Source organism: Cloacibacillus sp. An23 (assembly GCF_002159945.1).
GTDB lineage: Bacteria > Synergistota > Synergistia > Synergistales > Synergistaceae > Caccocola.
The window spans coordinates 1-24,910 of the sequence record NZ_NFJQ01000004.1; the positions used below are offsets into that span (position 1 = coordinate 1).

Here is a 24,910-nt window from a genome sequence, read left to right on the forward strand (position 1 = left end):
TGACGCGCCAGCGTCTTCGTGATCGCCGCCGTCAGCGTCGTCTTGCCGTGGTCGATGTGTCCTATCGTACCTATGTTGAGGTGCGGCTTATTACGTACAAAATGTTCCTTTGCCATAGTTCTTAACCTCCTCTGATAATTCTCTAGGTATTCTACGCTTTAAGCAGCTCTTCGGCTACATTGCGCGGTACTTCTTCATAATGGTCGAAGCTCATCGTATAGGAAGCGCGCCCTGAAGTTTTGCTTCTCAGGTCCGTCGCGTAGCCGAACATCTCCGCGAGCGGGACGAATGCCTTGACGATGCGTGCGTTGGCGCGTACGCCCATCTCAGCTACTCTGCCGCGGCGCGACGAAAGGTCTCCGATAACGTCGCCCATGTATTCTTCCGGGACAACGACTTCGACGTTCATAACAGGTTCCATAAGGACCGGATCGGCCTTCTTCAGAGCTTCCTTGATCGCCATGGAGCCGGCTATGCGGAAGGCCATTTCGGAGCTGTCAACCTCGTGATAACTTCCGTCGACGAGCGCGACTCTGATTCCGATGACCGGATAGCCGCCGAGTACGCCGTTGTTCAGCGCGTCCTCGACGCCCTTCTGAGCAGCGGGGATATATTCCTTCGGCACCACGCCGCCGACGATCCTGTCTTCCCACTCGAAGCCTTTGCCGTCCTCGAGCGGCTCGATTTCGAGCACCACATCTCCGTACTGCCCTTTACCGCCGGACTGTCTTACGAACTTGCCCTGAGCTCTCGCAGGCTTGCGTATGGCTTCGCGGTAAGCGACCTGCGGACGGCCAACTTTGACCTCGACGTTGAACTCCCTGCGGAGACGGTCGACGATTATCTCAAGGTGAAGCTCGCCCATACCGCTGATAAGAGTCTGACCGGTATCCTCGTTGACCGAGACACGGAAGGTCGGGTCCTCTTCGGAGAGGGCCTCGAGCCCCTTGGCAAGTTTTATCTGATCCGCCTTGCTCATCGGTTCGACGGAGAGAGAGATAACAGGCTCGGGGAAGATCAGGTTCTCGAGGAGAACCGGGCGCTTTTCATCGCAGAGCGTGTCGCCGGTGCGGACCTGCTTTAGACCGGGAATAGCGACGATAAGCCCAGCCTGAGCCCCGTCCATTTCCTCTCTCTTGTTGGCGTGCATACGGAGGATGCGTCCGACTCTTTCGCGGCGTCTCGTGTTGGAGTTGTAGATTGACATACCGCTTTCTATCTTGCCGGAGTATATACGGCAGAACGCGAGGCGTCCGACAAACGGGTCAACCATGATTTTAAACGCAAGAGCGGCAAAGGGTTCGTCCGCAGACGCGGTTATCTCTATTTCTTTAGAGGTGTCGTCGGGATCCACGCCTATTACGTGAGGCATATCGAGAGGACTCGGAAGATAATCGACGACAGCGTCAAGCAGCGGCTGTACGCCTTTATTCTTAAATGCGGAGCCGCACATAACGGGGACTATTTCGAGGGCTATCGTGGATTTTCTGATGACCTTCTTGATGAGCTCGACGGGGATATCCTTGCCTTCAAGGTACATTTCCATCATTTCGTCGTCATGGTCGGCCAGCATCTCGAGCATTTCCATGCGGGCGAGAGCGGCTTCCTCTTCGAGCTGCGGCGGGATCTCAGCGCTGTGGAATTCGGTTCCGAGCGTATCGTCGTAAATGACCGCCTTATAATTCACAAGGTCCACCATGCCAGAGAATCCGTCCTCCACGCCTATCGGAAGCTGGATCGGCACAGCCTTGGCGCCAAGGCGTTTACGCATCTGGTCTACGACAGCGGCGAAGTCGGCGCCGACTCTGTCCATTTTGTTGACGAACGCTATCCTGGGCACACCGTACTTGTCCGCCTGGCGCCATACCGTTTCCGACTGAGGCTCGACTCCTCCGACGGCGCAGAATACAGAAACGGCACCGTCGAGAACGCGCATGGAACGCTCAACTTCGACAGTAAAGTCCACGTGCCCGGGCGTATCAATGATATTGATCAGGCAATCGTGCCAGAAACAGGTAGTCGCGGCCGAAGTGATAGTGATGCCACGTTCGCGCTCCTGCTCCATCCAGTCCATCGTCGCGGCGCCTTCGTGCGTTTCCCCGAGCTTATGTTTACGGCCTGTATAGAACAAGATACGCTCAGTAGTCGTCGTCTTACCCGCATCTATATGCGCAGCTATTCCTATATTGCGCACTTTGCTTAAATCGATGCCCTGCATCGTCAACACCACCAAACAAGATTAAGATTTATCGTTTTCACTACCAACGGTAATGAGCGAAGGCACGGTTGGCTTCAGCCATACGGTGAGTGTCCTCGCGCTTCTTTACAGAACCGCCCTCACCCTTGCAGGCGTCGCCGAACTCTCTCGCGAGACGCTCGACCATCGGAATGCCCTTGCGGGAACGAGAGTAGCTGATGATCCATCTGATCGCCAGCGCCTGCGCCCTGTCGGGCTTCACTTCGACGGGGACCTGGTACGTGGCTCCGCCGACGCGCCTTGGACGGACTTCCACCAACGGGCGGACGTTCGTCATCGCTTTTTCAAATACTTCGCCGGGCTCCATATTCAGCCGGCTTCCGGCCAATTCCAGCGCACCGTAGAGTATACGCTCGGCGGTGCTCTTCTTTCCGCCCATCATGAGACAGTTGATGAACTTCGTCACAGACGGATTGCCATAGATGGAATCGGGCGGCGTTACACGTTTTTTTACATGACCTTTACGCGGCATAAATAACTACCTCCACTGAAATTCCAAAACTACTTCGGCCTACGCGCACCATAGAGCGAACGGCTCTGACGGCGGTTTTCGACTCCACCGCAGTCGAGCGTGCCTCTGATTATGTGATAACGGACGCCCGGCAGGTCTTTTACACGACCGCCGCGCACAAGCACGACAGAGTGCTCCTGAAGATTGTGCCCTACTCCGGGGATATAGGCGGTAACCTCTATACCGTTCGTAAGACGGACACGCGCGACCTTGCGAAGAGCCGAGTTCGGCTTCTTAGGCGTAACTGTGTATACGCGGGTGCAAACGCCGCGGCGCTGGGGATTTTCCTGGAGCGCAGGAGCGCTGGAACGGCGCCTCTTCTCTTCCCTGCCCGTGTGAATGAGCTGATTAATTGTTGGCAACTAGCTCCCTCCTTTTCATAGTAGTCGTTCTACTTTTTAAGAATCGCCGCGACTGCCGTTTTGTGTGGCATTACGCAGGCTCTTCCTAACTTCACCGAATCTTCCGCTGTCTCTATGGGAGTCCGCGTTTCCTCAGAAACACGCCTTACCTCTCCCGCAAGCTTTTCGTCAGCGTCGTCCGCCAGAAAAATCTTCATCACTTCGCCGCGCCGCAGGCTCCTCATGACGCTGTTGAAACCCGCCGTCCTCGGTGAAGAGGATAATTCGATTAAAGGCACACGAACACCTCCTGTGCGCAGCCGCACCGATATATATTAACAGCGCGGGGCATACGTGTCAATAAAGACGATGCCCTGCGCTGTTAAAATTAACGCTGAATGCCGAGCGGAAAAGATTCTATTCCGCGAACGAGACCTCGGTCGGTTCGGATTCTGTCGCGTCGTCGCCGATTTCGGTTATCTCTACCTTGCGGTGACGCTCGACTCCGGTTCCAGCGGGAATCAGGAGGCCGATGATGACGTTTTCCTTCAGGCCCGCCAGGGTATCGACGTCGCCTCTCACTGCCGCAGCGGCGAGGACCTGAGCCGTCTGCTGGAACGACGCCGCTGAGAGGAAGCTGTCCGTCGCGAGCGCCGCCTTCGTCACGCCGTGTACGACGGGGCGCCACTGCGGCTCTTCGCTGAGCCGTCTTACAAACGACACTCTCTGCATAAGTTTCTTGTACTCAGAGGCAGACGACTTGGAGCGCACCGTGATCGTACCGTGCGCGGCGGAGGCTATCTTATCGAGCAGGGAGCTCGTGATCTCCTGCGCGCCGGCGACGGCGACGCCGCCCTTCTCGTCGGTGATGGGCTCGAGCAGTATCTTGCCGAGCACGCGCTCAGTGAGGAGAAGCTTCAGTACGCGCTCGCGCGTCAGAATCATGTCGTCGCATTCAACGCCGCTTATGGAGCCGTCGATGAGTCCGCTTATCACCGCGCCGTCTATGACGTGCGGGATGTCGGTTATAACTTCGCCGTCGGCGTTCATCGCCTGCTTCACGGCTTTCCCGAAGAAGTGCTCGATAAGCACGTGGTGCATCGCGTCCGTGAGATTGATAACCTCTGGCGACTTCCAAAGCTTTATCTGCTTCACGTTATGCTTTCTGAGCAGGGCGATAACGTCGTCGTTCAGCACGGCGTCTGATTTTACTATGACATTTCCTTCCTCGTCCGTTATGTCGCCTGATATCCATGCCTTGTCTTTGTTCTCTTCGAGCAGGTTCATGTCACGGATGCATACAGGTCTCGGAGCGAATCCGGTTATCGCGGAAAGGTCCGAGGATGCGAGGCGCGTGCCTTCTTTTATAAGCACTTCGCCGCTCTCGGGCGAGGTGAAGTCGCTCGTCAGCTCAAGGCCTTCCATAGCGCGTCTGAAATTGCTGTCGCCTATGATCACGCGCACCTCTCCGGCGGAGTCCTCGGCGATTATCTCTGTCGCCGGGCTGCCGGGCTGCAGTATGGTCTCCAGCATTCCCTTCGAGAACGAGGAGAAGTCCTGCGAGCCGTTCTCGGGCGCGGCGGCCCCTACGACGTCGGTCACCTTGTAGTTCTTTATAAACTCGTAGGACTCGTCGAGCGACTGCGCGTTCTGCTCGCGTATCTCTTCGACGGCCTTCTCGAGGTCGTCCTTCCAGACGAGTTCGCCGGAGACGAAGGCGCTGTCGCCCTCCTTCATTACGCGGACCCGGTTGACCGGAGCGACCTTGCGCAGGATCGTCTCGATGTGTTTGTCGTTGATGGAGACGCCCTGTGAACGGTAGACTTCCTGGATGCCGTCGAGCAGATAGTGCTGTACGGCTTCGAGCCCTTCGACTTCAAGGAGCTGCTGAGGATCGATATAGCCTTCGGTGAGGAGCTGCCCCTTCTTGATGTGGCTGCCCTCTTCTATGCCGGAGAGAAGGTTCTGCGAGGCCGGGATGTTGTAGGAGACGCGCTCTTCCGTTCCGTCCTCGTGCTCTTTCGCTATTATCAGTTTGCGCTTGCCGTCCATTTCGCGCACCTCGACGAGCGTGCCCTCTTCCTCCGCGAGGATGGCGACCTTTTTCGGGCGGCGGACTTCAAAGAGCTGTTCGATTCTCGGAAGGCCCTGCGTGATGTCTTCACCGGTGAACTGGCGTACGCCTCCGGTGTGGAATGTGCGCATCGTAAGCTGCGTACCCGGTTCGCCTATCGACTGGGCGGCGACGACGCCGACCGATTCGCCTATGGCGACCTTCTTTCTCGTCGCCAGGTCGCGTCCGTAACAGGTGCGGCAGATGCCGTGGCGCAGGCCGCAGGTCAGCGGGCTGCGTACCCAGACGGAGGTTATGCCGAGGGATTCGATATATTTCGCCTTCTCGGCCGAGATTTCTTCGTTTCTTTCAAGAAGGAGCTCGCCCGTCTCCGGGTTCTTAACGTCCTCGAGGCTGACTCGGCCAGTCAGGCGCTCGGACATGCTGATCGTCGCCTTGCCGTCCTGCTGCAGGAGCGGACGAATCTCGACGCCGTGATGCGTGTCGCAGTCCTCTTCCATTATTATAAGATCCTGCGCGACGTCTACGAGACGGCGGGTCAGGTATCCCGATTTAGCGGTACGAAGGGCCGTGTCGGCGAGTCCTTTTCGGGCTCCGTGCGTGGATATGAAGTATTCCAGCGTATTGAGCCCTTCTTTGAAGTTCGCAGTGATCGGGTAACGGATGATGCGTCCCGACGGGTCGGCCATGAGTCCGCGTATACCGGCCATCTGCGCGACCTGTCCGCGCGAGCCTCGGGCTCCCGAGTCGACCATGACCCACAGCGCGTTGTTGAGGTCCATGCCCTCCATTATCTTGTCGGAGATGCGGCGTCCCGCGTCGGACCAGAGTATATCTTTCTGGCGCATGTACTCGTCCTCGGTGAGGATACCCATTTCGTACTGGCTCGTGAGGTCCTCCTCCTGGACGAGAGTGACGTCGAGTATCTCCTCTTTTTCCTTCGGAACGATGACGTCGCCGACGCCGAGGCTGATGCCGCTTATCGTGGACCACTTGTAGCCGAGCGCCTTGATGGCGTCGAGCATGACGACCATGCCGGTCTGTCCGACTTTGTCGTAGGCCTCGTCAAGAAGCTTGCCCATTACTTTCTTATTTATTATCTCGTTCTTGTAGCGGAAGCCGGGGTGCAGCGCGCAGTTGAAGAGCACGCGGCCCGGAGTCGTCTCTATCCATTTGCCGTCTACAGTGTCGCACTCCCACGCCGGGTCTTTTTTGAGCAGCACCTTTGAGTTGACGTGGACGAGCTCGTGATCGAGCGCCGAGAGCACGTCGTCCATGTCGCGGAAGTGCATACCCTCTCCCTTCATGCCGTCGCGCATCGTCGTGAGGTAGTAGACGCCGAGGATGATGTCCTGCGTCGGCGTTACGACCGGCTTGCCGCTCGCCGGCGAGAGCAGGTTGTTCGAGGAGAGCATGAGGACGCGCGCCTCGGTCTGCGCCTCGAGCGAGAGCGGGACGTGGACGGCCATCTGGTCTCCGTCGAAGTCTGCGTTGAAGGCTGTGCAGACGAGCGGATGCAGGCGTATCGCCTTTCCTTCTATAAGCACCGGCTCGAACGCCTGTATACCGAGGCGGTGGAGCGTCGGCGCGCGGTTGAGCATGACGGGGTGGTCCTTGATGATGTCCTCGAGGATTCCCCATACCTCGTCGCGTCCGCGTTCGATGAAGCGGCGGGCGCTCTTGACGTTCGGAGCGAGGCCGCTCTCGACGAGCTTGTGCATGACGAAGGGCTTGAAGAGCTCGAGCGCCATCTGCTTAGGCAGTCCGCACTGGTATATCTTGAGGTGCGGGCCGATGACGATGACGGAGCGGCCGGAGTAGTCGACGCGCTTGCCGAGAAGGTTCTGACGGAAGCGGCCTTTCTTTCCGCGCAGAAGGTCGGTGAGGCTCTTGAGCGGACGGTTGCCGGCACCAAGCACCGCCTTGCCGCGGCGTCCGTTGTCTATAAGCGCGTCTACGGACTCCTGGAGCATACGCTTCTCGTTGCGCACGATTATCTCGGGCGCGCGGAGCTCCTGAAGCTTGCGCAGACGGTTGTTGCGGTTTATGACGCGGCGGTACAGGTCGTTGAGGTCGGAGGTCGCGAAGCGTCCGCCGTCGAGCTGGACCATCGGGCGAAGGTCGGGCGGGATGACCGGAAGGACGGAGAGCACCATCCATTCTGGGCGTGAGTCGCTCTTGCGGAAATCCTCGGCCACCTGGAGGCGCTTGATCAGCTTGCGCTTCTTCTGCCCTGAGCACTCGGCTATCTCCTCGCGGAGCTGGTCGACGAGCGTGTCGATGTCTATCTCGTGCAGCAGCGTGTAGACGCCCTCTGCTCCGATGCCGGCCTTGAAACCGCCGTCGTAGGCTGCGCAGATATCCTGCTCTCGCTCGAGGATTATGTCGCCGCGCTCGAACGGCGATTCGCCGCCGTTGATGACGATGTAGCACGGGTCTTCTATCGTCTCCGTCTCCTCGACAGCCTGAAAGCGCTTCGGATATTTCTGCGTGTAGAGACGAGACTCGCTTTCTGATATTACGTCGTTTTTCGCGAAAGGAAGGTGGACGACGGCCGTGACTATGTACGCCTCCTGGTTGTTGAGAACCGTGCGGTCGGCCTTGAGCTCCGGATCGCGCTCAAGCATCACCTTTTTCTTGGTTTCCGATACGGTCTTGGCATCTTCCAGGGCTTCACCCTCTTTGTAGACCCTGTAGGCGGGCTCGACCTTGAAGAGGTCGTCTCCGAAGTCGCTGCGGAAACGGCTGACCTGAGACGCGGTGATGATATCGCCTTCGTCGACGGGGACGTCTTCGACCTTCGTTATGCGGTAGGCCTCCTCGGCCTTGAACTTCGGGTCGTAGAAACGATGGATGCGCTCCTCCGAAGCCGACATGAGAGAGCCGCGGCGGGCGAGGTCTATCCTGCGGCCTTCGCTGACTACCTTATATACCTTTTCACGGCGGCGAGTCGGAGCGAAATATACGACTTTCTCAAGTTCCTTCGTCGAAGCGCCGAGCAGCAGGCTGAGGCGGCTCGGTATGCCGCGGAGGTACCAGATATGGACGACGGGAGCGGCGAGCTCGATGTGCCCCATCCTCTCGCGGCGCACACGGTTGTCCGTGACCTCGACTCCGCAGCGTTCGCAGACAACGCCGCGGAATTTCGGGCCGCTGCGCTTATATTTGCCGCAGGCGCACTCGTAGCTCCTGATTGGGCCGAATATGCGCTCGCAGAACAGGCCGTCCTTTTCGGGACGGAGCGATCTGTAGTTTATGGTTTCGGGCTTTTTGACTTCCCCGCTGGAGAGCTCCCTGACTCTCTCCGGGGAAGAAAGCCTCATTCTTACTCCGGCGATTTCATGGCCTATGTTAGTCATTAATCTTCATCCCCCTGGTCACCGGTCTCCGGGCCGCTTTCAAATAAATCGTCGCTCAGCGCCGCGGCCTCTTTTTCCTCGTCGGTCTCGTGCAGTTCGAGCCCGCTGTATTCCGCGGCGTTCTCGTGGAACAGGTCGTCTATGCCGCTCGCGTGCGGCTTGACGGCGTCGCCCTCTCCGAGGAAGGCCGCGTCGATGTCGTCGACGGTCGCGTCGGGCTTGAAGGAGACGCGGCGCGAGCCTCTGTCGTCGTCGTCGCTGAGCACGAGCTCGCCGAATGTGCCGTCGGCGTACATTATCTCGACGTCGAGCGCGAGTCCCTGCAGTTCCTTTATGAGGACGCGGAACGACTCGGGCACGCCGGGCTTCGTGAGGTTTTCGCCCTTGACGATGCGCTCGTAGGTCTTGAGCCGTCCGCGGATGTCGTCGGATTTGACCGTAAGCATTTCCTGGAGCATGTGCGCCGCGCCGTAGCCCTCGAGCGCCCAGACTTCCATTTCGCCAAAACGCTGTCCGCCGAACTGGGTCTTACCGCCGAGCGGCTGCTGCGTGATAAGGCTGTACGGCCCTATCGAACGCGCATGGATCTTATCGTCGACGAGGTGTATGAGTTTAAGCATATACATGACGCCGACCATGACCTTGTTCGCCATCGGCTCCCCGGTGCGTCCGTCGTATATCGTTATCTTACAGTCGTCGCGCATCTCCGGGTATTTCGTGTCCTGTATCTTCTTGATGTCGTCAGCGATGTCCTCGGCGGTCACGGACTCGAATACCGGCGTGACGACCTTGTAGCCGTTCTCCCTCGCTACGAATCCGAGCATAGTCTCGAGAACCTGTCCGAGGTTCATACGGCTAGGAACGCCGAGCGGGTTGAGGACGACGTCTACCGGCGTGCCGTCCGAGAGGTACGGCATATCCTCTTCCGCCATGATGCGGGAGACGACGCCCTTGTTTCCGTGGCGGCCCGCCATCTTGTCGCCTTCCGTGATTTTGCGGAACTGCGCTACATAGACCTTGACGACTTCGTTGACGCCGGGGCTCATATCTTCGCTGTTCTTTTCGCGCGAGAGGCGCTTGATCTCGACGACCTTGCCGCCCTCTCCGTGCGGTACGCGCAGCGAGGTGTCGCGGACTTCGCGGGCCTTTTCGCCGAATATCGCGCGGAGCAGCTTCTCTTCGGGCGACTGGTCGGACTCGCCCTTCGGCGTCACCTTTCCGACGAGTATGTCGCCGGCCTTGACTTCCGCGCCTATTCTAACGATTCCGTCCTCGTCGAGGTTTTTCAGCGCGTCCTCGCCGACGTTCGGGATGTCGCGCGAAATTTCCTCTGGGCCGAGCTTCGTATCGCGGGATTCGACCTCGTATTCTTCTATATGTATAGACGTGTAGTAGTCTTCTTTGACGACGCGCTGCGAGAGCAGGATGGCGTCTTCGAAGTTGTAGCCTTCCCAAGAAACGAAAGCTACGAGCACGTTGCGTCCGAGCGCGAGTTCGCCTTCGTCGCAGGCCTGTCCGTCTCCGATTATCTCGCTCGCGTCTACGTGCTGCCCGTGGGAGACTATCGGGCGCTGGTGTATCGCGGTGCCCTGGTTCGAGCGGCGGAACTTCTGCATGCGGTATTCGTCGTAGCCGCCGTCGTCGGTCTTTATCTCTATGCGGTCGGCGTCCACGTAGGTGACGGTGCCCGCGCGGCGCGATACGACGCAGGAGCCGGAGTCCTTGGCGATGCGGTGCTCGATGCCGGTGCCGACTATCGGCGAGTCTGGGAACACGAGCGGAACGGCCTGGCGCTGCATGTTCGACCCCATGAGCGCGCGGTTCGCGTCGTCGTGCTCGAGGAACGGGATGAGCGCCGTCGATACGGAGACTATCTGTTTCGGCGATATGTCGAGATAGTCGAGCTCCTTCGGGTCTATCTCTATCGTGTTGTCCTGGTGACGGACGTAGATGCCGCCGGTGGACGACGGGACGATGTATCCGTTGTCGTCTATCGGAAGGTCGGCGCGTCCGACATAGAATTCGTCTTCTTCGTCCGCGGAGAGGTAGACTATCTCGTCCGTAACCTTTCCGTCGACGACTTTGCGCCGCGGGCAGACAAGGAAGCCGTATTCGTTAATGCGCGCGAAAGTCGCGAGCGATGTGACGAGTCCGATGTTCGGGCCTTCCGGCGTTTCTATCGGGCAGACGCGTCCATAGTGCGTATGGTGGACGTCGCGGGCCTCGAAGCCGGCGCGTTCGCGCGATAGGCCTCCGGGGCCGAGCGCCGAGAGACGGCGGCGGTGGGTAAGCTCAGCGAGCGGGTTCGTCTGGTCCATGAACTGCGAGAGCTGTCCAGAGCCGAAGAACTCGCGCAGCGCTGCGGATATCGGGCGGACGTTGATAAGGTCTTTCGCCATCGCCGTCGCGAGGTCTGGCGTCGTCGTCATGCGTTCACGCGCGATGCGCTCCATGCGCAGGAGTCCTATGCGGACCTGGTTCTGGAGAAGTTCGCCGACGGCGCGCACGCGGCGGTTGCCGAGGTGGTCGATGTCGTCCGTGTGCTCTTCCCCGTCGCGCAGACGGATGAGACCCTTGACTATCGCGACGACGTCGGTGACCGTCAGCAGGCGCTCCGACTGCGCTATGTCGAGCTGGAGCCTGCGGTTTATCTTATAGCGTCCCACGCGTCCGAGGTTGTAGCGTCTCGGGTCGAAGAAGATGCTCGAGATGTACTCGCGCGCGTTCTCCATACGCGCCGGTTCGTTCGGGCGCAGCTTGCGGAAGAGCTCGAGCATCGCCTCGTCGGGCGTGTTCGTGTTGTCGCGCTCTATGGTCACGGCGAGCGACGGGTCTATGTCCCAGACCCAGACCTTCGTGCGTCCGTGGTTCCATAGGATCTCCATGTGCTCTTTCGTGAGGCGAGTGTTCTTGCGTATCTCGACCGTGCCGGTGCCGTCCGGGGAGATTATGTCCTCCGCGAGCAGCATTCCGCGCACGTCGTCGTCTACGAGGTCCTTCTCCACTTCCTTGCCGTCGAAGAGATGAATCAGCTCGTCGGTGCTCTGCACGCCGAGGGCGCGGAGCATCTGCGTGACGGGTATTTTCTTACGGTTGTCTATCTTCACGGAGAGCACGTCGCCAGCCGCGAGGTCGAACTCAATCCACGCGCCGCGGTCCGGGATGAGCTTCGCGATGAAGGTCTCCTGCCCGGGGATGCCGAACTCCGCGCTGTAATAGACTCCGGCGGAACGCGCAAGCTGGTTGACTACGACGCGCTCCGTGCCGTTGATGATGAATGTTCCCCTTTCGGTCATGGCGGGGAAGTCGCCAAGGTAGATGTCTTCTTCTTTGATTTCGCCGCTCTTTTTGTTCACCAGACGAATCGTCGCGCGCAGAGGTCTCGACCATGTAAGGTCCCTGCTGCGCGCCTCATCCAGACTGATGGGCACGGGATCGACGTAGTATCTTACGAATTCGAGCGCGAAGGAACCGTCGTAGCTTTCGATGGGGAATATCTCATCGAAAAGTTCCTGGAGCCCCTGAGAAGCGCGTCTGTCAGGCTCGGTGTCCGCCTGAAAAAACCACTGGTATGAGTTGCGCTGTACCTCTACAAGGTCCGGCAGCGGAATCAGATTTTTTCCCTTGCCGAATGTCTTGCGGCGTTCGTATGCTTTGCCCGAGGTCTGTCTTACCTGCATGGGCGCATCCTCCCCATTCAAGAATTTATAAGAATGTACAATCGTACAAATGGAAATTATAACAAAAAAGCGACAGCTGTCAATAGACAGGTGTCGCCTGTTTTTATATTCGGCAAGTATTTCCTCTGCGTCCGGTTTCCCGACGTAGGCTATTATGTAACAGCGGACGGTGTTTTGTCAAGCTTTTAGCGCGCCATCACACCGCGCCCAGCGTGATGGCGTTGCCTCGCGGCGCGACGCGCGCTAATATGTCGCTTGACGCGCGCGGAAGTCGCGGCGCGCGGTACAAAGGAGTGTTGTGAGTGAAGAATTATGAAAATCTCTCGTCTTTCAGTAAGGACGAGCTGATAAGGCTCATTGAGATATATTCAAAGAACTGGCTGGCGATGGACGGCGTGTGGTTTCAGTCGGTCGAGCGGCGCGACGGCATGGACGCGGCTATGTATCACGACGCGGAGGCGTGGCGGCGCTTCACGGTCATCGAGGCTAAGCGGATCAAGGAATTTCTCGGGTTGCCGGAGCGCGCGGGGCTCGAAGGGCTGGCTAAGGCGCTTCGGCTTCGCTTCTACGCGAATCTCAACGAGGACGAGCTTACGATAGAGGGGGACAGGCTCGTCTACACGATGGTGAAGTGCCGCGTGCAGACGGCGCGCGGGCGCAAGGGTATGCCCTTCCATCCGTGCAGGCCGGTCGGCTGCATCGAGTACGCCGGCTTCGCGCGAACGATAGACGACCGTATCTCATGCCGCTGCCTGAGCTGCTATCCAGAGGTGACGGACGAGGGCTGCTGCTGCAAGTGGGAGTTCGCGCTCGAAGACGTGGAGGAAGCGTAGCGCAAGGACGGCCGGTCCGCGTGAAGTGACGTTAGAAAATTCCGAGTGGGGCCGAAACGCGCCGGCGCGCGGCAGTTTGCGCCAGGCGCGCCGTCCCGGCGGCGTCCGGATAAAACAGGCGCCGCTTACTCCACGCGTGCAGACGGAGCGGCGGCTTCGCCCGCGCGCCGTGAGTATGCGGCGCTTTTGTTGATTTATGGATTTTTCGAAGAACCCGCAGGCTTCTCCGCGGCGCATGGAAATTTCCGCGGTTCTGCGGATTTTTCCAAACTAATGGAATTCTCCGTAAGCTTACGACGTTTTCATAAGTTCCGTTAAGATTTCCTTTGGCGCGCGAAGCTTTCCAAAGCTTCCGGAAATTGCCGCGCTCGCAGCGTTTTCCGGCGCGCGGAGCTGATTACGCGCAGCGCGCGGCTACGCCTCGCTTTCGTGCTCCTCGGCGTATTTGCTCGCCTCGCGCGTCATGCGCTTGTATATCGCGGAGCAGTAGAGCGCGCCCATCGGGTTGTGCGCGAGGACGCGGTCTTTCGCGGCGACGGGGACGACCGGCGCTTTAGAATATTTTATGAAGAGCGCGTCGTGTCCGACGCAGAGGCCGAGCAGCAGGTTGAGGTCGGTTTTAGCTTCTGCGAGCACTGCGGCCTGTTCGATGGGGTTGCACGAGACTTTGCCGACGCGTTCGCTCTGCATCGCGCCCATCTCGGCCTTCGGCACGCCGCAGACTTTGCAGTTGACGGTCGCTATCTCGAAATATTTTTCGAGTATCGCCGAGAGCTTGGCGGCTTCCTCCGAGAAGGCCGAGCAGAAGGCGAGGCCGAGCTTTTTATAGCCCATTTTCTGCGAGAATATTATTATCTCCTGTATGCGGTTCGCCTCGCCGTAGTATTCGGCCTCGACCTCCGAGGCCGCCCGCATCATGCGGCGGTCGGTCTCGTCCGCGTAGAGCGCCGCGGCGTCGCACGAAGTGCAGGCGTTTCCCTCGCGGCACGGTTTTTCAGTGCATTTGTCGCATCTCATCTATAACTCGCCTCTTTCGTATTTTTTCATATCGTCTGGTATCGGGGCCTCTATCGCGCGTCCGCGCAGCGCCGGCGGCAGGGCCGGGTCGTCGGGGAATTTCACGAGCCGCGCGTGGAGCAGCGGCCGTTTTCCCATTTTGCCGCCGTATTTCGCGTCGCCGGCTATCGGGTGGCCTATCGCGGCGAGGTGAGCGCGCGCCTGATGCGGGCGGCCCGTCACGAGCTCCGCCTCGACGACGCTCCTGTCTCCGGCTGTCGCTATCCTTCTGTATATCGTCAGCGCGCGCTGCCCGCGCTCGTCGGGGCGCACCGTGTTCGTCCGCGCGTCCTTGAGCAGCGGGATTTCGATTCGCCCGCTCTCCTCCGTCACGCCCTCGACGACGGCGCGGTATATCTTTTTTATTTTCCGTTCGCGTACCAGCTCGGCGAGCACGCGCTGCGCCCGCCCAGTGAGCGCTATTATCACCGCGCCCGATGTGTTCCTGTCGAGGCGCTGCACCGTCGCGGGGCGGTAGTCGCTCCGGCTCCAGCCGAGCTCCGCGAGCGCGCGCGTAATCAGCGAGTCGCCGCCGCGCTCGTCGGGCTGGGTCAGAAGCCCCGCCGGTTTGTTGACTATCCAAGCGAAATCGTCCTTGTAGAGCGTTTCTAGCGGCTTCGCGCGGACAGGCCCGCGTTCCGGCGCGGCCGTCTCTTTTAAGCCGTCTTCCCACGGCACGGTCAGCCGCTGGCCTTCGGCGAGGCGCGCTTCGCCTTTGGTGCGCTTCCCGTCGAGGCGCACTTCGCCGGTGCGTATCGCCTTCATTATCGCGCCGAGCGGCACGCCGGGCCACAGGGTCCGCAGCACGCGGTCGACCCTGCGCCCGTCGTTGTCGGCGGATATTATCAGCTCGCGCGCCATGCTATTTTTTCCAGAAACGGCGCTGCGTCGAGTTGTTCCACGCTGATATGGGCTGCTCGTCCGTAAGGTTCTTGACCGAGTCCTTCCAGCAGAACATCTTGAAGTCGAGCTCGTCCGCCGACGAAACTATGAGCGCCTCGGGCGTCGCGGGGACGACGGGCGAGCCGTACTCGCGCAGCCCGTGGTGGCTGAGCAGTATGTGCGAGAGGTGCGTCCTGAGCTTTTCGGAGAGGCCGAACTGCGCGGCGAGCTCCGAGAATTTCAGGTAGCCCTGCGCGACGTGGTCGAGCAGCGCGCCTTCGACCGTGATTTCGGGGACGGGCGTCATGCGGTATGATTCGAGCTTGCCGATGTCGTGCAGCAGGGCCCCCGCGATTACAATTTCCTTGTCCACGTCGTAGCCCGAGGCCGCCATAGACTCGGCCATCGCCTTCGCGCACGATGCGACGGAGACCGTGTGCTCGAGCAGACCGTTGGCGTAGGCGTGATGGTGGCTCACTGCGGCCGGCCAGTCGCGGAAGCGCGTCCAGCGGTCGCCGCCGAATACGAAGCGCAGGAACTTCCCCGCCTCGCCGCGGCACTCGTTCACGAGCCCCTCAAAGCGCGCAGTAAGCTCGCCGACCGGTATCGGCGAGTGCGGCAGGTAGCCCGCGGGCGGATATTTTTCCTGATTGAGCAGAGTTATCTTGTTGAAGTTGAATTGAAGCAGTCCGCGGTACTCGGCGACCTTGCCGTTGACGCCGACCGTGCGGCCAGTTAGCTGGACTATGCGCTCGGGCGGCAGCTTGTCGTCGTCGCTCTGCGGCGCGGCCTCGGACTTGTCGAGCCACTGGGCGTCGGACCAGACCTTCGCCTCGACCGTGCCGAGCGCGTCGGTCGCGGTCACGTCGTAGTACGGCTTGCCGTTTTTATCGCTTTTCTGCGAGATATAGCTGATGACGAATATCGCCTTGAAGAGCGCGCCCGCGGGGAGCTTGCGCACTTCCTGGCTGTTGAGAAGCGTGTTGGAGGTCATACTTCATCTTCCTTCCGTAAAGGCAGTTTCGCATTTGCTAATGATAGCATTTTTCCGCCGATTTCAAAGCGCCGCGGACATTTAATACATCAGCGCTTCGGACAGCGCGCATGCAGCGGCGCGTGTATAATATGGATATGCCATGATTGCTCATTAAAAGGGGGAAATGTCCATGAGTACGGTCAACTGGGAAACAAGGCTTTCCGAGGCGGCGCTCAGCGTCAAGCCGTCGCCGATACGCGCGCTCCTGAAGTACACGAAGACGCCCGGCGTCATATCTTTCGCCGGCGGCAACCCCGACCCCGCGGTCTTCCCCGTCGCCGAGTTCGCGGAGGCCGCGCAGATACTCTCACGCGAAGGACGCGACGTGCTCCAGTACGGCGCGACGAACGGCTACGAGCCTCTCAAAGATTATGTTGCGAAGTGGATGGCCCCGCGCATGGGACGCGAGACAGCGCCCGACGAGATGCTTATCACGACCGGCTCGCAGGAGGGGATGGACCTTCTGTGCGCCGTCCTCATAAACGAGGGCGACACGATAATAGTCGAGGGGCCGACATATCCCGGAGCGCTCCACGCGATGCGCAACCGCGGAGCACGCTTCCTTTCCGTACCGTGCGACAAGGACGGCCTGCGCGTCGATCTTCTGCCTTCCGTCATAGAGGAGGGACGGAAGAACGGGCACAATATCAAATTCATCTATACGATAGTGAATTTTCAAAATCCATCCGGCGCTACTCTGACGGCGGAGCGGCGCGCGGAGCTTCTAAAAATTGCCGAAAAGTACGACCTCGTCATATTCGAGGACGACCCGTACGGACATCTGCGCTACGAGGGCGCGGACGTGCCTACAATCTTCTCGATGGACAAAGAGCGCAGCGGGCGCGTCGTCTACGCCTGCTCCTTCTCGAAGATACTCGCGCCCGGCACTCGCGTCGCGTGGATAGCCGGCGACAAAGAGCTTATAAACAAGATGGTGATGATAAAGCAGGGGACGAACCTCTGCACCAGCGTCGTCGCGCAGGCGCTCGTCTACGAGTACTGCCGCCTCGGCCACCTCGACGGCTTCCTGCCGAAGATAATCTCGCACTACGCGAAGAAGCGCGACGCTATGGACGCGGCCTTCAGGAAGCACCTGCCGCGGAACGCGGTCTTCCACAGGCCGGAGGGAGGCTTCTTCTTCTGGATTCAGGTTCCCGGCGTAGACTCGACGCAGCTCTTTATGAAGGCGATAGAACACGGCGTCGCTTTCGTCACGGGGCCTTCCTTCTACGCCGAGCCGGGAATGGGGACGGACTTCATGCGCACATGCTTCACCTTCGCGCAGCCCGAGGAGATAGAAGAAGGGGCGAAACGTCTCGCCGCGGCGATAAAAGAGCTGTAACGCCGCAGATTTAAGAAAAGCGCGAAGCCGGGGGCGAGCCTCCGGCTTTTTCGTTTTCTTTACAGCGGCGGCGCGCGGTGCTAGACTTTGCCGGAAAACTTGGATTTACGGGGAGAACATGCAAAAAATGGCGGAAGACATAATCACTGCGCAGGCGACGGCGTGGGGCGAGGGCGGCATCGCGATAGTGCGCCTCTCGGGCGAGGGGTGCGCGCGGCTCGCTGGGAAGATTTTCAGCGGGCGGCGCCCGTTCGAGGAACAGCCGCCGCGATATATGGCGCTCGGCACGCTGCGCACGCGCGGCGGCGAAGCCTTCGACGAGGCTCTCGCGGTGCGTTTCCCGCGCGGCGCAAGCTATACAGGCGAGGAGAGCGCGGAGATACACTGCCACGGCGGCCTCCTCTCGGCGCAGAAATGCGTGGAGGAGCTCTGCGCGCTCGGCGCGAGGCTCGCTGAGCCCGGCGAGTTCACGCGGCGCGCCTTCGTCAACGGGCGCGTGGATCTCGCGCAGGCCGAGGCGGTGCTCGGGATAATAAAGGCGCGCAGCGACGAGGCGCTAAAAGCCTCGGCCCGCGCCCTACAGGGAGGGCTGACCGCCGAAATCAAAAAATTCATGGACGAGCTGACGGAACTCGCCGCGGCGCTCGAAGTAGACCTGGATTTTCCCGAAGAGGGCGAGGGCTTCATAGCGCCGGACGAAAGCGCGGCGCGCATAAAGGCTCTCGCGGCACGCGGCGCCGAGCTGCTTTCGAAATGCCGCGCCGGGATGCTGCTCCGCGAGGGGGCGCGCGTCGCCATAATAGGCCGCCCGAACGTCGGCAAATCCTCGCTGCTCAACGCCCTGCTGGAAGAAAACCGTGCGATAGTTACCGCCGCGCCGGGCACGACGCGCGACAGCATAGAGGAAACCTTCATATATAAGGGACTCCCGATACGCATAATAGACACGGCCGGCATCCGCGAGACCTCCGACGAGGCCGAGGCGATAGGCGTCGGCCGCTCGCTGCGCGCGATGAAAGAGGCCGACGTAGTCCTCTGGGTCATAGACGGCTCGGCCCCCGACCTGTCGTGCGGCCCCAACGGCGGTTCCGCCGCGCCCGACGGAACGATAATAGTAGTGAACAAGAGCGACCTGCCGCAGAAAATCACCGAAGAAACCCTGAACGCGGAATACCCCGGCGCGGAAACAGTCTCCATATCGGCGGCGCGCGGCGACGGCATCGAAGAGCTCAAAGAAATAATATTCCGACGCGTCTCCGGCGGAGGCGCGCTCGCGGGCGGCTACGCCGTCACGGCGCGGCAGATGGAATGCCTGACAGAGGCCGGGAAGGCGATAGACGAGGCCGCGGCCTCGATAGAGGCCGGAGCCGGAAACGACGCGACGATAGCCTGCGTGGCGGAGGCGCGCGCCGCGCTTTCGTCGCTGCTCGGCCTCGACGCCTCTGAGAACCTTCTCGACAAGGTCTTCGGAAATTTCTGCGTCGGGAAATAACGTCTTGCCCGAAGAATTTCCGCAGAAGTGCCGCCGCGCGAAGTCGTAAAAAACTCTCCGTTGCAATTTCATAGCGATATGATAGGATTATAAAAAGTTACGGATTCAGGAAATTGTCCAAAAAGGGAGGGGTGCGGCCGATGAAAACGCTGAGAATACATAATTGTAATCTAATAGCCATTACCCCCCCCCCGTGCATACTGTAAGTATTCGTCATTAACTCCACGTGCCAGATATACTCGGACTAAAACGGCGCTCCGTGCGCGGCGTTTTCCTGACGCCGCCGCGGAGCGCCGTCTTTTCATGCAGTACGGAAAATTCGCCGACGACTCGTAGCGCGCGAGGACGGCGCACGCCGCCTGCCTTTTTATACTCGTCAACATCCTAGAAATAATCCAAACCCAACGGCATAAAGGAAGGAACACGGCGCGCATGCTGCTGTTGGTGGTGTGCGCTTCGGCGGACGGTTTTGCGGAACGGCGCGGATTTCGGGAATGCGCGCAAAAACATGCGACAAAAATTCTTAGAAAGGAAGCAACGCAAAGATGATTTCGTCAAAAAGCAGGAAGAAAAAATTTTTCAGAGCGCTCGCAGTCTGCGCGGTCGCGCTGATGTTCAGTACGTCGGTAGTTATTAGCGTGGAAGCGGCAAACGTCGCTCATCCAGACGGAGATGCAAGCGCTACGGGAGTCAACAGCACCGCACTAGGCTCAACAGCCAAAGCAGAAGGCAATCTCAGCACAGCAGTAGGCTACGGCGCTCATACAGACACTACACATGAGGGTACTGCCATCGGATACAACGCACAGACAGGCGGATATCAGGCTACAGCCAGCGGTTCAGGCGCTAACGCAACGGCGCTTCGCAGCACAGCAACAGGAGCTGCCGCCGAAGCGTCTGGCACTCGCGCCACAGCAAGCGGGTACAACGCAGAAGCAACAAAGGAAGATAGTACTGCAACTGGGGTAAACGCATCTGCGTCGGGTACGCGCAGCTCGGCATACGGCAATGCGGCACAAGCCAGTGCAATGGAAAGCACCGCCATCGGTGACGGCGCAATCGCAGAGGCCAATCACAGCTCCGCTTTCGGCGTTGGGGCACATGCGCAGGGAATACAGAGCACGGCCATAGGGCACGATTCACAAGCATCCGGTGTTCTTAGTTACGCAAGTGGGTATCAAGCGAACGCCTCTGGCAATGAAAGCATTGCTATGGGTACGAACGCGACATCAACAGGCTACGCCAACGTCGCCATCGGAAGTAACTCCCAGACGGCAAACCACTACAGCGTAGCAGTCGGAGCAAACAGCAGTGCAACTGCGGAAAACTCTGTCGCAATAGGATACGATTCCATAGCCAACCGAATGAACACCGTCTCCTTCGGTAACGACACGCTCAAACGCCAGCTGACGAACATCGCGGACGGCGGTGTCTATCAGGGAAGCTCTGACGCCGTGACGGGCAATCAGCTCTGGAACGCATACCAGCGCATGGACGACCTGAAGGAAGACATCAACATCGTCGGCGCGCACGCCGCGGCTCTCTCGGGGCTTCACCCGATACAGTACGACCCAGATATGCCGACGACCCTTTCCGCCGCCGTCGGCACGTACCGCGACGAGTACGCAGTCGCGGTCGGCGTCTTCCACTACACGCGCGAGACGGTGATGTTCAACCTCGGCGCTTCGATATGCTCGGACGGCGACCTCATGGGGCGCGCGGGCGTGAGCTTCGCGGTCGGCAAGGGCGGTGAGAAGTCGAATAAGCGCGCGAAGGACGCCGCCTCGATGCAGAAGCGCATGGACGAGTTGGAAGCGATGCTCGCGAAGCTGATGGAGGAAAACGAACAGAACAAGCAGACCATCATCGAGCTTACGTCGCAGCTCGAAGCAAAGAACTGACGAAATTCCGCAGGAGCGACTCAGCTCCGCTCCTGCTTAGGCACGGCCCGCGCGCGGGCGCGCGCCGAAACTCTTAAAAAAGTAAAAAAGTTTGGCGCGCCGCCGCGATTCTGCCAGGGGGACGGCGGCGCGTTACAAGAATCGGGACGGCGAAATCTGCCGTCCCGATTTGGTTTACGCTGTCCGCGAACGGAGCGCGGAGTTTAGTACGACTTCGCGAATATCGCCTTTCTCGCGTTTTCCTTGCCCGTGTAGAAGCATTTGCCGCGCTCTTCGGAGTGGGCGAAGGGGAAGCAGCGCGGGGTCGCGCCTGTCGCTTCTTTGATTGCCTGCTCGTCTTCCTTGCTTCCCGCGAAGAACACTTCGATGAAGCCGCCCTTTTCCTCGAGCACTTTCTTGAATTCCTCAAGGCTCCCGGCCTTGTGGGTGTTCGCGATGCGGAACTGGAGCGCGCGGTTGTAGAGGTTCTGCTGTATCTCGTCGAGCAGCGCGGGAATCGCGGACGCGGCTTCGCTCCACGCTATGTCGAGCTTCTCGCCTGTGTCGCGGCGCACGACGCGCAGCTTCTCCGCAGCGTATTCCTTTTCTCCGAGCTCGATGCGGAGCGGCACGCCTTTCTGGAGGTGCGAGAAGAAGCGGTCGCCCGGGCGCATGTGGAACTGCTTGTCGATGTTGACGCAGCGTCCGCCGAGCGCGGCGTTGAGCTGCGCGCGGAGCTCCTCTGCCTTCGGCAGCAGCGCGCTCTCGATCTTCGCGTCGTCGGTCGAAATCGGGACTATGACGCATTTGACGGGGGCGATGCGCGGCGGCAGGACGAGGCCGTCGTTGTCGGAGTGCGTCATTATGAGAGCTCCGATGAGGCGCGTCGAGACGCCCCAGCTCGTCGTATAGGCGTATTCCATCGCGCCGTCCTTGTTCTGGAACTGGATGTCGAAGGCCTTCGCGAAGTTCTGTCCGAGGAAGTGGCTGGTCCCGGCCTGAAGCGCTTTCTTGTCGCTCATCATGGCCTCGCAGGTGTATGTGCTGTCGGCTCCGGGGAAGCGCTCACCCTCGGTCTTTTCGCCCTCGAGCACGGGAAGCGCGAGGTATTCCGTCATTATGCGGCGGTAGACTTCGAGCATACGCAGCGTCTCTTCGACGGCCTCTTCTTTGGTCGCGTGGGCGGTGTGCCCTTCCTGCCAGAGGAATTCGGAGGTGCGGAGGAAGAGGCGCGGGCGCTTCTCCCAGCGCATGACGTTTGCCCACTGGTTGATGAGTATGGGCAGGTCGCGCCACGACTGCACCCACTTGCTGTACATGTGGCCGATGACGGTCTCGGAGGTCGGGCGCACGATGAGCGGCTCCTCGAGCTCCTCGCCGCCGGCGTGGGTGACGACGGCGCACTCGGGCGCGAAGCCCTCGACGTGCTCGGCCTCTTTGGAGAGGAACGACTGAGGTATCAGCAGCGGGAACGAGGCGTTGACGTGCCCGGTTTCCTTGAATGCGTCGTCGAAGTGCTTCTGTATCATTTCCCAAATCGCGTAGCCGGTCGGGCGTATTACCATGCAGCCGCGCACCGGCGCGTAGTCCGCCATCTCCGCGGCGCGGATGACGTCGAGATACCACTGCGAATAATTTTGTTCCTTCGGCGTAATGTTCTTTGCCATATCCTGTCCTCCAATGAAATTCTATCTTGACGCTTTTTTCAAAGACTTTTTTCCGTAACGGAACGCAGCGCCGCCGCGAGGCCGCGCTTACCTCCTATTCTATCACTTTACGCGCGGCTTTTGAACTTTTACGCGTACGGCGGAGCGCCGCCCTCCGGAGGCGAAGCTCTGGATAACGCCGCCGCGTACGGATTGGCATGGCGCTATACAGATGAATGCGGCTCACGCTTGACTTTTGCCGCTTCGCTGGTATATTTTAATATAGTCGCGAACTAAAGCGCTGAATAAAATACCGGAGGTTCAGCAATGTCAAATCAGTGGAAAGACGATTTTACGGACCAGCTTTGCGACGCCATCGTCGCAATCACCGACAGGGACGAAGCGTACCGCTTCCTCGAGGACCTGGCGACCTTTTCTGAAATCAAGGCCTTTTCGCAGCGGCTCCAGGTCGCCGGGCTTCTCATAAAAGGCTTCTCGTATCCGCAGATTGTCCAGGCGACTGGCGCGAGCACGGCGACTATCAGCCGCGTCAAGAAATTCGTCGAGTACGGCACGGACGGCTACCGCGACGTGCTGCGCAAGCTCGAGAGCAAGGCCGCCGAGGAGGCCGCGCCGAAGAAGAAAAGCGTGAAGAAGTAATGCGCTGCGTATTTTTCCCGCTCGCGCACGGCGGGCCGCTGCCGGACGAGATGGCGGCGCTTCTCGACGGCGCTTCCGTCTGGCTGACCGCACGCGGCGAGGACGAAATTTCACGGCTTTCCGAGACTCTGCCGCCGGGAGCCGAATTTGCGGGCGGTTCCGTGACGGCGGGCGCGGCGCTGTCCGACGTGGCGCCCGCCGCGGTCGCCTGCGCCGAGGCGCTCGGCGGGATAGACGCCCTCGTTTTCGCGCCGGCATTGTCGTCGAAGGAACGCCTGCTCCTCGACATATCGCCCGTGGATTTTTCGGCGCACGTCTCGGCGCTGAACGTTTTCTTCGAGGCCTGCAAATGCGCGCTGCCTTATATGATGGGGCGGGAAGCCCCCGTCATAGCCGTGCGGCTGCCCGGCGAGCCCGCGAATCTCACTGAGCGCATGTACCGCGCCGCGATGGAGTCGATGCTGGAGGACATGGCGTCGGAGCTCGGCGAGTGGGGCGTGGCTGTTAAGAAATTTTACGATTAAGAGGATTTTTCGGCTACGGCGGCCCCGGCCCAGCGCAGCAGTATCGCGTAGGCGGCGAGGTCGTCGACGTTTCTCGGCGGCGTGCGCAGCGAGAGCGGGACGAGCTTCATGAGCCCGCGCGGCGGGTGCAGCCGCCAGTATATTTCGCGCGCTTCGAGCGTGGTTCCGTATTCTTCGACGACCGTATGAGGAAACGTCAGCGCCGAGCGAAATTCCCCGGACGAGGTGCCGCTTCCGACGTATACGGCTTCGGGGCGGATCTGCGGGATTTCCACGGCGCTCCCCTCCTGTTCCCACTCCGCGAGAGATTTCCAGTCGCCGCGCTCTATGGCGAGAATCAGCCTTTTTCTCTCGTCCGACGGCACGATTGCGGAAAAGAGCAGCCGCCCGCCGTCCGCGAGCGCGAAGCCCGTCTTCCAGCGGCCCGGGTCAATTCCCGCGATCATTGAATATCCCGCGCTCGACCGACTCCCAGCGCGGATACATCCACATCCACTGCTCGGGGTGGGCCTTTATGCCCTCCGATATGACGGCGTTGAGGTCGTCTGTGCTTGTCTGTATGTTCTTGCCGAAGGGTTCGCCGTTCCGTCCCTTCATCGGCGGGTAGAATTTCATCGAGAAGGTCACGCCGTCAGGATTGCGCACGCATATCCCGGGAATCACGTCGCAGCCGAGCTTCGCCGCGAGCTTGGCCGGGCCGAGAGGCGTGCTCGCCGGGAAGCCCATGAAGGGCGAGACAACCCCGGCCTCCTTCGCGTCCTGGTCTACTGGGACGGCTATTATTTCGCCGTTTTGGAGCGCCTTTATCATCGACTTGAGGTCGTTCGCCTTGCCGAGCGCCTTCGCTCCGCCCGCACGGCGCAGCTCTTTTATCAGCTCCGTTATGCGTTCGTCGCGCTGGTCGGCCCCGAGAGAATTTATCGGCAGGCCGTGGTGCGCCAGCCAGCAGGCGGAATACTCCCAGTTGCCGATGTGCGCCGTCGCGAGCATCGCACCGCGCCCCGACTTCACCGCCTCGAAGAGATATTCGTGTCCCTCGCTGCTTACGAGCGAGTCTATCTTGTCCGCCATCAGCGGCATACGCGCGAACTCGGCGGCGGCGCGCCCGAAGTGTTCGTATGCCCCGCGCACTATCTCCTCGGCGCGCCCGCGCGAAACCCCGAGGACGCGCGAGCAGCGTTCGGCGGCCTCGGCGACCTTCCTGCGCGAGAAGCGCGCGACGAGCGAGCCGAGCTTTCCGCCGAGCGCGACGGCGCGCTCGTGCTCCATGCGGCAGCAGAGCGCGCGGAATATATTAAGAGAATGCCATATAAGCGGCTGTCCTTTTCCCGGCATGA

Annotated in this window: 18 protein-coding genes; 6 read left to right on the forward strand and 12 right to left on the reverse strand. The window is 60.1% G+C overall.

From position 1 onward, the window contains the following. The 6 genes from B5F39_RS04460 to rpoB all read right to left on the reverse strand — a co-directional run. Positions 1–116: GTP-binding protein (locus B5F39_RS04460; RefSeq protein WP_143330653.1), on the reverse strand; the 116-nt coding region annotated here is incomplete at its 3' end. Positions 117–151: 35 nt separating this feature from the next. Further along, on the reverse strand, positions 152–2,218 hold the full coding sequence (gene fusA / locus B5F39_RS04465) for an elongation factor G (protein ID WP_087364398.1): 2,067 nt from the start codon (positions 2,216–2,218) through the stop codon (positions 152–154). A 40-nt stretch (positions 2,219–2,258) separates the two neighbouring features. Continuing rightward, positions 2,259–2,729 (reverse strand): 30S ribosomal protein S7, encoded by a 471-nt coding sequence (gene rpsG / locus B5F39_RS04470; protein WP_087364400.1) that lies wholly within the window; start codon positions 2,727–2,729, stop codon positions 2,259–2,261. 29 nt (positions 2,730–2,758) lie between these two features. Further along, positions 2,759–3,130 carry a 30S ribosomal protein S12 gene (rpsL, locus tag B5F39_RS04475; protein ID WP_087364402.1) on the reverse strand — a complete coding sequence of 124 codons (372 nt, stop codon included), beginning with the start codon at positions 3,128–3,130 and terminating at the stop codon, positions 2,759–2,761. Positions 3,131–3,526: 396 nt separating this feature from the next. After that, positions 3,527–8,542: a DNA-directed RNA polymerase subunit beta' gene (rpoC, locus tag B5F39_RS04485; protein WP_087364405.1), complete on the reverse strand. Its 5,016-nt coding sequence runs from the start codon at positions 8,540–8,542 to the stop codon at positions 3,527–3,529. After that, on the reverse strand, positions 8,542–12,222 hold the full coding sequence (gene rpoB / locus B5F39_RS04490; protein ID WP_087364407.1) for a DNA-directed RNA polymerase subunit beta: 3,681 nt from the start codon (positions 12,220–12,222) through the stop codon (positions 8,542–8,544). Before rpoB ends, rpoC begins: the two co-directional genes overlap by 1 nt. A 302-nt stretch (positions 12,223–12,524) precedes the next feature. Here rpoB and B5F39_RS04495 point away from each other — a divergent pair, with 302 nt between their 5' ends. After that, entirely contained in the window at positions 12,525–13,055 is a 531-nt protein-coding gene (locus tag B5F39_RS04495; protein ID WP_087364409.1) for a DUF6125 family protein, read from the forward strand. A 414-nt stretch (positions 13,056–13,469) separates the two neighbouring features. Here the strand turns inward: B5F39_RS04495 and B5F39_RS04500 are convergent, their stop codons facing one another. The 3 genes from B5F39_RS04500 to B5F39_RS04510 are packed head-to-tail and all read right to left on the reverse strand — an operon-like array spanning position 13,470 to position 15,987. After that, complete coding sequence (locus B5F39_RS04500) at positions 13,470–14,072, reverse strand: DUF1847 domain-containing protein (RefSeq protein WP_087364411.1); 603 nt, start codon at positions 14,070–14,072, stop codon at positions 13,470–13,472. Then, positions 14,073–14,972 carry an RluA family pseudouridine synthase gene (locus B5F39_RS04505; RefSeq protein ID WP_087364413.1) on the reverse strand — a complete coding sequence of 300 codons (900 nt, stop codon included), beginning with the start codon at positions 14,970–14,972 and terminating at the stop codon, positions 14,073–14,075. 1 nt (position 14,973) lies between these two features. Beyond that, positions 14,974–15,987 (reverse strand): HD domain-containing protein, encoded by a 1,014-nt coding sequence (locus B5F39_RS04510; RefSeq protein ID WP_087364415.1) that lies wholly within the window; start codon positions 15,985–15,987, stop codon positions 14,974–14,976. A gap of 172 nt (positions 15,988–16,159) precedes the next feature. Here B5F39_RS04510 and B5F39_RS04515 point away from each other — a divergent pair, with 172 nt between their 5' ends. The 3 genes from B5F39_RS04515 (at position 16,160) to B5F39_RS14560 (ending at position 20,764) form a co-directional block, all read left to right on the forward strand. Next, the gene (locus B5F39_RS04515) at positions 16,160–17,371 is read left to right on the forward strand and encodes a PLP-dependent aminotransferase family protein (protein ID WP_087364417.1); all 1,212 of its coding nucleotides are present in this window, start codon (positions 16,160–16,162) and stop codon (positions 17,369–17,371) included. A 127-nt stretch (positions 17,372–17,498) separates the two neighbouring features. Further along, positions 17,499–18,863 (forward strand): tRNA uridine-5-carboxymethylaminomethyl(34) synthesis GTPase MnmE, encoded by a 1,365-nt coding sequence (mnmE, locus tag B5F39_RS04520; protein ID WP_087364419.1) that lies wholly within the window; start codon positions 17,499–17,501, stop codon positions 18,861–18,863. A 1,028-nt stretch (positions 18,864–19,891) separates the two neighbouring features. Then, positions 19,892–20,764, forward strand: a complete 873-nt coding sequence (locus B5F39_RS14560; RefSeq protein ID WP_255376010.1) for a YadA-like family protein — start codon at positions 19,892–19,894, stop codon at positions 20,762–20,764. A gap of 203 nt (positions 20,765–20,967) precedes the next feature. On the opposite strand, the gene proS is transcribed toward B5F39_RS14560, so the two are convergent. Then, entirely contained in the window at positions 20,968–22,410 is a 1,443-nt protein-coding gene (gene proS, locus B5F39_RS04530) for a proline--tRNA ligase (RefSeq protein ID WP_087364423.1), read from the reverse strand. Between the two features lie 306 nt (positions 22,411–22,716). On the opposite strand from proS, the gene B5F39_RS04535 reads away from it, so the two are divergent. After that, the gene (locus B5F39_RS04535; RefSeq protein ID WP_087364425.1) at positions 22,717–23,049 is read left to right on the forward strand and encodes a YerC/YecD family TrpR-related protein; all 333 of its coding nucleotides are present in this window, start codon (positions 22,717–22,719) and stop codon (positions 23,047–23,049) included. After that, positions 23,049–23,573, forward strand: coding sequence for a hypothetical protein (locus B5F39_RS04540; RefSeq protein ID WP_087364427.1), 525 nt, complete (start codon positions 23,049–23,051; stop codon positions 23,571–23,573). The genes B5F39_RS04535 and B5F39_RS04540 overlap by 1 nt, the downstream gene beginning before the upstream one ends. On the opposite strand, the gene B5F39_RS04545 is transcribed toward B5F39_RS04540, so the two are convergent. Beyond that, positions 23,570–24,019, reverse strand: coding sequence for a hypothetical protein (locus tag B5F39_RS04545; protein WP_087364428.1), 450 nt, complete (start codon positions 24,017–24,019; stop codon positions 23,570–23,572). The two genes, B5F39_RS04540 and B5F39_RS04545, sit on opposite strands and share 4 nt — an antisense overlap. After that, positions 24,003–24,908, reverse strand: coding sequence for a lysophospholipid acyltransferase family protein (locus tag B5F39_RS04550; protein WP_087364430.1), 906 nt, complete (start codon positions 24,906–24,908; stop codon positions 24,003–24,005). The genes B5F39_RS04545 and B5F39_RS04550 overlap by 17 nt, the downstream gene beginning before the upstream one ends. Between the last annotated feature and the right edge of the window lie 2 nt (positions 24,909–24,910).